The following is a 7,346-nucleotide window of genomic DNA, read 5'->3' as shown; positions in this document are numbered from 1 at the left end:
GGGGTGGGCAGCGTGCTGAGCATTGTCTCGACCGACCTCCTGCCGTGGTGGTGACCCGTTCGCGGTGCTGCGCGAGCCGCGGATCACCGGGGGCGTGCTGGTCTGGTGCTGTGAAGTGGAACCAGGTGGTTCCGCCGGAGCATACGTGTTGTTACTCATAAGTAGGTAGTGCTCCGAGGTTTCGGATTCATCGCGGTTGCCCCGCCGCCCCCCGACGCGGTTGAGTGATGTCGAACACCCCCGGCCGCGGACGCGCCGCGGGGACGGCGATGGAGGTGCGCCATGTCGACCGAAGCGTGCCCGCCCCCGGTCACCGGCCGGACCGGCGCCCCCGCGCCCGACGTCAACCTGGCCGACCTCGTGCGCGCCGCCGCCGAGCGCGGACCCGGCCACCCCGCGCTGATCGACCTCGCCGGGCACCGGATGAGCTGGTCCGAGCTGGACGCCGCCTGCACCGGTTACGGGTGGCGGCTGCGGGAGGCCGGCGTGCGGCCCGGGGACCGGGTGGCGCTGGCGCTGCCCACCGGGTTCGAGTTCTGCGTCGCGCTGTTCGCCGCGTTCCGGGCCGGCGCCGTCGCCGTGCCGCTGCCGCCCTCGGCGCCCGCGCCGGAGCTGCGCCGCGTCCTCGACGACAGCGGCGCCGCGCTGCTCGTCCGCGGCGGTGCTCCGGCGGGCACCGCCGTCCGCGACCTCGGCGGCATCGCCGAGCTCGACCCGCCGACCGGCGAGGAGCGCGCCGAGCAGGAGCTGCCGCGGGAACCCGCCGACCTCGCCGTGCTCTGCTACACCTCCGGCACCTCCGGGCCGGCGCGCGGCGCGATGCTGCCGCACGCGGCGCTGCTGGCGAACGTGCACCAGTGCGGGCGGCTGCGCCCGATGCCGGTCAACGCCGCCGACCGGGTGCTGCTCGCGCTGCCGATGTACCACGCCTTCGGCCTCGGCCCCGGCATGTTGCAGGTCGCCGCCGTCGGCGCCACCGCCGTGCTGCTGCCGCGCTTCGACGCCGAGGAGGCGCTGACCGCGATCTCGCGGCACCGGGTCACCGGCGTGGTGGGCGTGCCGCCGATGTACCGCGAGTGGCTGCGGCTGGAACCCCACCGGCTCCGCGAGGGCCTGTCCACGGTGCGGCTGCTGACCTCCGGCGCGGCCCCGCTGGGCGCCGACGTGGCGAGCGCGGTGCGCTCCGCGACCGGGCTGGACGTGTTCGAGGGCTACGGCCTCACCGAGACCGGGCCGGTGCTGACCACCACGCTCGCCGGGGGCCGGGCCAAACCGGGATCGGTGGGCCGCGCGCTGCCGGGCGTGCAGCTGCGGCTCGTGGACACCGACGGCTCCCCGATCGACGAGGCCGACGGCGACACCGGCCGGGTGTCGGTGCGCGGGGCGAACCTGTTCCGCGGCTACTGGCCGGACGCGGCGCACGGACCGGACCAGGACGGCTGGTTCCGCACCGGCGACGTCGGCTACTTCGACGCCGACGGCGACCTGCACCTGGTGGACCGCGCCACCGACCTGATCATCGTGAACGGCTTCAACGTGTACCCGCGGGAGGTGGAGGCGGTGCTCGCCGAACTGCCCGGTGTCGTCGAATCCGCCGTGGTCGGCGTGCCCGACGAGGCGCGCGGCGAGGCGGTCCGGGCCGTCGTCGTCGCCGGCCCCGGAGCCGAGCTCACCGAGGACTCGGTGCGGGCGCACTGCGCGGCCCGGCTCGCCAAGTTCAAGGTCCCCGTCGAGGTCGGCTTCGCCCCCGAGCTCCCGCACTCGCCGACCGGCAAGATCGCCCGCCGCACGCTCCGCACCCCGCCGGCCTGACCGGTCCCGCTACCTTGGGGGCAGGTCCGCTGGAGGAGGTCGGAAGTGCCGGGAACCGGGGAATCGGGGCAGCACGCGGTGACGCTGCTGGTGCGCGAGCAGTGCCACCTGTGCGACGAGGCGCTCGCCGCCGTCCGCGAGGTGTGCGCCGAGTTCGACGTGCCGTGGGCGATCGAGGACGTGGACGCCGACCCCGAGCAGCGCGCCGAGTACGGCGACCGGGTGCCGGTCGTCCTGGTGGACGGCGTCGAGCACGGTTACTGGAAGGTCGAACCCGCCCGGCTCCGCGCCGCGCTCAGCCGCTGACCCGCCGTGCACCGGCCCGGTGCCGACCGGTGTGTCGTTTCGCACCGGGCGGCGGGCCGGGAGGTCGGCTGCGCGGCGGAAAACGCCTCGGAAGCCGCGCGATGACACCGATATCGTCGCTCTGACCAGCCGTTTTGGCTGGCGGGGGGCGCATCCGACATCATGGTGCGGGGTGGTCCGGCGGCCGCTGGTGCGGACGTCGGGGAACTTTGTGCATGTCTTCACAAATGGCTACGGTGGAGTTCGAGCCGTGTCATCGAGGTCGGCGGTTCGCACCCCGTTTCCACTCCGGTGCGCCGCTCGGCCGGCGAGCGCGGCGGACGAGCAGCACCAAGTCAGGTCGAGGGAGAGCCAGTGACGGCCCACGGAGAGGGCGAACGGGACGAGGCCGGGCAGCCGGCGGACGTCCCGTCCGGGTCAGGGTCACCCGCCGAATCCATCGCGGTCCCCGCCGCCCGGGAACGGGCGCGGGCCATTCCGGAAGCGGCCGTCGCACGCCTCGCGGTGTACCTGCGCGTGCTGTCCGGCCTCGAAGAGCGCGGCACCGGCACCGTGTCCAGCGAAGAGCTCGCCGCCTTCGCCGGGGTGAACTCGGCGAAGCTGCGCAAGGACCTGTCCTACATCGGCTCCTACGGCACCCGCGGCGTCGGCTACGACGTGGCGGTGCTGATCGGCCAGATCGAGCGGACGCTCGGGCTCACCAAGAAGCACCGCGTCGCCGTGGCCGGCATCGGGAACCTGGGGCACGCGCTCGCCAACTACGGCGGCTTCCTGAACCGGGGCTTCCCGGTGGCCGCGCTGTTCGACCTCGACCCCGACCTGCTGGACGTGCCGGTCGGCGGCATCCCGGTCAGCTCCGTCGACGACATCGTCGAGGTCTGCCGCGAGCGCGAGGTCACCATCGGCGTCATCGCCACGCCCACCGAGGGGGCGCAGGACGTCTGCGATCGCCTCGTCGAAGGCGGCGTGGTGTGCATCCTGAACTTCGCCCCGGTCGTCCTGCAGGTCCCCGAGCACGTCGAGGTGCGCAAGGTCGACCTGGCCGTGGAGATGCAGATCCTGTCCTTCCACGTCGCGCGCCGGAACCAGGAGGCGATGGTGGTGCCCGGCGTGGCCGGCACCGACGCCGGTCCGCCGGGCGGCGGGACGAACGGGAACGGGAACTCCGATTCCGCGCCGGAGCGCGGTGATGTGGACGGGATGGTGGTTCGGCCGTGAACCTGCTCACCGTCGGGCTCTCCCACCGGAGCGCCCCGGTACGGGTGCTGGAGAGGGTCGCGATCGGCGCCGACGAGGTCGGCAAGGTCCTCGACGAGCTGCTCGGCCGTCCGCACATCAGCGAGGCCTTCCTGGTCTCCACCTGCAACCGCGTCGAGGTGTACGCGGTCGCCGAGACCTTCCACGGCGGGCTGAACGACGTGACCGAGGTGCTGGCCCGCAAGGCCGGGGCCGAGGTCGCCGAGCTCGCCGACCACTTCTACGTGCACTACGCCGGTGCCGCGGTGGAGCACCTGTTCTCCGTGGCCGCCGGGCTGGACTCGATGGTCGTCGGCGAGGCGCAGATCCTCGGCCAGCTGCGGCAGGCCTACGGCGTCGCCGACCAGGCCGGCACCGTCGGGCGCACGCTGCACGAGCTGGCGCAGCAGGCGCTGCGCGTCGGCAAGCGGGTGCACGCCGAGACCGAGATCGACGCCGCCGGTGCCTCGGTGGTCTCCGAGGCCCTCTCCGACGCCGAAGCGCTGCTGGGCGGTGTCGCCGGGAAGCGCGCGCTGCTCGTCGGCGCGGGCTCCATGGGCGGCTTGGCGGCCGCGCAACTGCGCCGCGCCGGGATCGGCTCCGTGGTCATCGCCAACCGCACCGCCGCCAACGGCGCCCGGCTCGCCGAGTCGCTGCGCGCCGAGGGCATCCCGGCGGACGCGGTGGAGCTCGCGGGGCTCGGCTCCGCGATCGCCGCCGCCGACCTCGTGGTGACCTGCACCGGAGCCGTCGGTGCCGTGATCACCGAGGACGTCGTGGCCGACGCGGTGCGGGACCGGGACGACAGCGGCCAGCCGCTGCTGTTCTGCGACCTGGGGCTGCCGCGGGACACCGCGCCCGAGGTCGCCGAGCTGCCCGGCGTCGCCGTCGTCGACCTGGAGACCCTGCAAGCGCGGCTCACCGCGCAGCGCGGCGGCAGCGAATCCGACCGCGCCGCGGCGATCGTCGCCGACGAGCTGCGCGGCTACCTCGCCTCGCAGCGCTCCGCCGAGGTCACCCCGACGGTCACGGCGCTGCGCAAGCGCGCCGCCGAGGTCGTCGACTCCGAACTCCTGCGGCTGGACTCGCGGCTGCCCGAACTGGACGGACCGGTGCGCGACGAGCTGTCCCGCACGGTGCGCCGCGTCGTGGACAAGCTGCTGCACGCACCCACGGTCCGGGTGAAGGAACTGGCATCCGTTCCCGGCGGCTCCGGTTACGCCGAGGCGCTGCGGGAACTCTTCGAACTGGACCCGCAGGCGCCGACCGCGATCCGCACGCCCCGCTCCGCGGAGGACGTGCCGGTGACCGGCGCGCACTCGGCGCAGGCGCTGCTGCGGGACCCCCTCGCCCAGGACGGGGCGGAACAGGACGGTGAAGACCGGTGAACAAGACGCTGCGCATCGGCACGCGCGGCAGCGCGCTCGCGATGGCCCAGACCGGGATGGTCGCCGAGCAGCTGGAAGCCGCGGGCTACCCCACCCAGCTCGTCGAGGTGGCCACGCCCGGCGACCGCTCGATGGCGCCGATCGCCGAGATCGGCGTGGGCGTGTTCACCTCGGCGCTGCGCGAGGCCCTCGCCAACGGCGAGGTCGACGTCGCCGTGCACTCCTACAAAGATCTGCCGACCGAACAAGACCCCCGGCTGTCGCTGGCCGCAGTCCCGGTCCGCGAGGACCCGCGGGACGCGCTGGTGGCGCGGGACGGTCTGACGCTCGGTGAACTGCCCCCGGGCTCCCTCGTGGGAACCGGTTCGCCGCGCCGCGCCAGCCAGCTGGAGGCCCTCGGCCTCGGCCTGGAGGTGCGCGGCATCCGCGGCAACGTGGACACCCGCCTGCGCAAGGTGACCGACGGTGAGCTGGACGCCGTCGTGCTCGCCCGCGCCGGGCTGGCCAGAGTCGGCCGGCTCGCGGTGATCACGGAATCGCTCGATCCACTCCAGATGCTGCCCGCGCCCGCCCAGGGCGCGCTGGCTGTGGAATGCCGCGTCGACGACGTGGACACCGAGCACCTGCTCCAGTCCGTTCTGGACGACCAGGCCAGCCGCGCCGCGGTGGCCGCCGAGCGCGCCATGTTGGCTGCGCTGGAGGCAGGCTGCAGTGCGCCGATCGGCGCGCTGGCCGAAGTGGTGGAGGACCTCGACGAGGACGGGCGCGTGGCGCAGCGGCTGTCCGTTCGCGGGGTCATGGCGACCGACGAGAACCGCCTGGTGCGCGCCTCCGCCACTGGTGAGACGACCGCCGCAGAGCAGTTGGGCCTGGCCTTGGCCGCCGAGCTGCTCGATGCCAGGGACGCTTTGCTCAGCGGTCCCGGTAGTAGTTGATGGAGAGTGCGCTGATGACACGCAAGAGCCCCGGACGGGTCGCATTCGTGGGCTCCGGCCCAGGGGATGCGGGCCTGCTCACCGTTCGGGCCCGGTACTTGCTCACCACCGCGTCGCTGGTGGTGACCGACCCCGACGTGCCGGCCGACGTGCTGGCGCTGGCCGCCGACGGCGCCGAGTCGCGCCCGGCGGCGGGGGAACCCGCCGAGGTCGCGCAGGACCTGGCGAAGGAGGCCGACACCGGCCGCTCGGTGGTCCGGCTCGTCGCCGGTGATCCGATGACGGTGGACGCCGTGGTCCGGGAGGTCCGCGAGGTCGCCAAGACCGGTGCGGCCTTCGACGTGGTCCCCGGCGTGTCCCCGGGCAGCGCGGTCCCCGCTTACGCGGGAGTCGCGCTCGGCGCCGGGCACACCGAGGTCGACGTGCGCGGCGAGGTGGACTGGGCGGCGCTGGCCGCCGCCCCCGGCGCGCTGGTGCTGCACACCACGGGCAGCCACCTGGCCGAGGCCGCTTCGGCGCTGATGGAGCACGGCCTGACCGCGCAGACCCCGGTGGCGGTGACCTCCTCCGGCACCACGGTCTCGCAGCGCACCATCGACACGACGCTGGCCTCGCTGCCCGCCGACGCCGGTGAGCTGCAGGGCCAGCTGGTCGTGACGATCGGTTCGGTCGTGGGCGACCGCTCGGGCCTGTCCTGGTGGGAGTCCCGGGCGCTGTACGGCTGGAAGATCCTGGTGCCGCGCACCAAGGAGCAGGCCGGTTCGATGAGCGAGCGGCTCTGGTCGCACGGCGCCGTCTCGCACGAGGTGCCGACGATCTCGGTGGAGCCGCCGCGCAGCCCCGCGCAGATGGAGCGCGCGGTGAAGGGCCTCGTCGACGGCCGCTACCAGTGGGTGGTGTTCACCTCCACGAACGCGGTCCGCGCGGTGTGGGAGAAGTTCCGCGAGTTCGGGCTGGACGCCCGCGCGTTCTCCGGTGTGAAGATCGCCTGCGTGGGCGAGTCCACCGCGGAGAAGGTGCGCTCGTTCGGCATCACGCCGGAGCTGCTGCCCTCGGGCGACCAGTCCAGCGAGGGCCTGCTGCAGGACTTCCCGCCGCACGACGACATCCTGGACCCGGTGGACCGGGTGCTGCTGCCGCGGGCGGACATCGCCACCGAGACGCTGGCCGCCGGACTGCGCGAGCGCGGCTGGGAGATCGACGACGTGACGGCCTACCGCACGGTCCGGGCCGCGCCGCCGCCGGCCGAGACCCGCGAGATGATCAAGACCGGCGGGTTCGACGCGGTGTGCTTCACCTCCTCGTCGACGGTCCGGAACCTGGTCGGCATCGCGGGCAAGCCGCACGCGCGGACCCTGGTGGCCTGCATCGGCCCGAACACGGCCGAGACCGCCAAGGAGTTCGGCCTGCGGGTGGACGTGCAGCCGGAACTGGCGCAGGTGCCCGCTCTGGTGGACGCGCTCGCCGAGCACGCCGCCCGGCTGCGCGCCGAAGGTGCGCTGCCGCCGCCGAAGAAGGCGAAGCGGGCGCGCCGCAGCTGAGCCGAGTGGCCCGGATCTCGTTGACCACGGGGTCCGGGCCACCGCCGTCTCCCGCCCTGGCAGGCTCACGGGGGAGGAATCGGACACCCGGCGCGGGTGCCCGCCCGAAGATCAATCCGAGCGGGTGG

General features: G+C 74.1%; 6 protein-coding genes. All 6 read left to right on the top strand.

Going from position 1 to position 7,346, the window contains the following annotated elements:
- Positions 1–282 precede the first annotated feature (282 nt).
- The 6 genes from LCD33_RS03020 (at position 283) to LCD33_RS02995 (ending at position 7,218) form a co-directional block, all read left to right on the top strand.
- Positions 283–1,812, top strand: a complete 1,530-nt coding sequence (locus LCD33_RS03020; RefSeq protein WP_224977487.1) for an AMP-binding protein — start codon at positions 283–285, stop codon at positions 1,810–1,812.
- Positions 1,813–1,857: 45 nt separating this feature from the next.
- The gene (locus LCD33_RS03015) at positions 1,858–2,118 is read left to right on the top strand and encodes a glutaredoxin family protein (protein WP_224957000.1); all 261 of its coding nucleotides are present in this window, start codon (positions 1,858–1,860) and stop codon (positions 2,116–2,118) included.
- A 354-nt stretch (positions 2,119–2,472) separates the two neighbouring features.
- Positions 2,473–3,336 carry a redox-sensing transcriptional repressor Rex gene (locus tag LCD33_RS03010; protein ID WP_374108023.1) on the top strand — a complete coding sequence of 288 codons (864 nt, stop codon included), beginning with the start codon at positions 2,473–2,475 and terminating at the stop codon, positions 3,334–3,336.
- Complete coding sequence (locus tag LCD33_RS03005) at positions 3,333–4,742, top strand: glutamyl-tRNA reductase (protein ID WP_224956999.1); 1,410 nt, start codon at positions 3,333–3,335, stop codon at positions 4,740–4,742. Before LCD33_RS03010 ends, LCD33_RS03005 begins: the two co-directional genes overlap by 4 nt.
- On the top strand, positions 4,739–5,677 hold the full coding sequence (hemC, locus tag LCD33_RS03000) for a hydroxymethylbilane synthase (RefSeq protein ID WP_224956998.1): 939 nt from the start codon (positions 4,739–4,741) through the stop codon (positions 5,675–5,677). The genes LCD33_RS03005 and hemC overlap by 4 nt, the downstream gene beginning before the upstream one ends.
- 14 nt (positions 5,678–5,691) lie before the next feature.
- Positions 5,692–7,218, top strand: a complete 1,527-nt coding sequence (locus LCD33_RS02995) for a bifunctional uroporphyrinogen-III C-methyltransferase/uroporphyrinogen-III synthase (RefSeq protein WP_224956997.1) — start codon at positions 5,692–5,694, stop codon at positions 7,216–7,218.
- The last annotated feature ends 128 nt before the right edge of the window (positions 7,219–7,346 follow it).

Origin of the sequence: Saccharopolyspora sp. 7B, assembly GCF_020177435.1 — a bacterium.
Classification (GTDB): Bacteria; Actinomycetota; Actinomycetes; order Mycobacteriales; family Pseudonocardiaceae; genus Saccharopolyspora_C; species Saccharopolyspora_C gregorii.
This window is presented reverse-complemented; position numbering and strand designations above follow the sequence as displayed.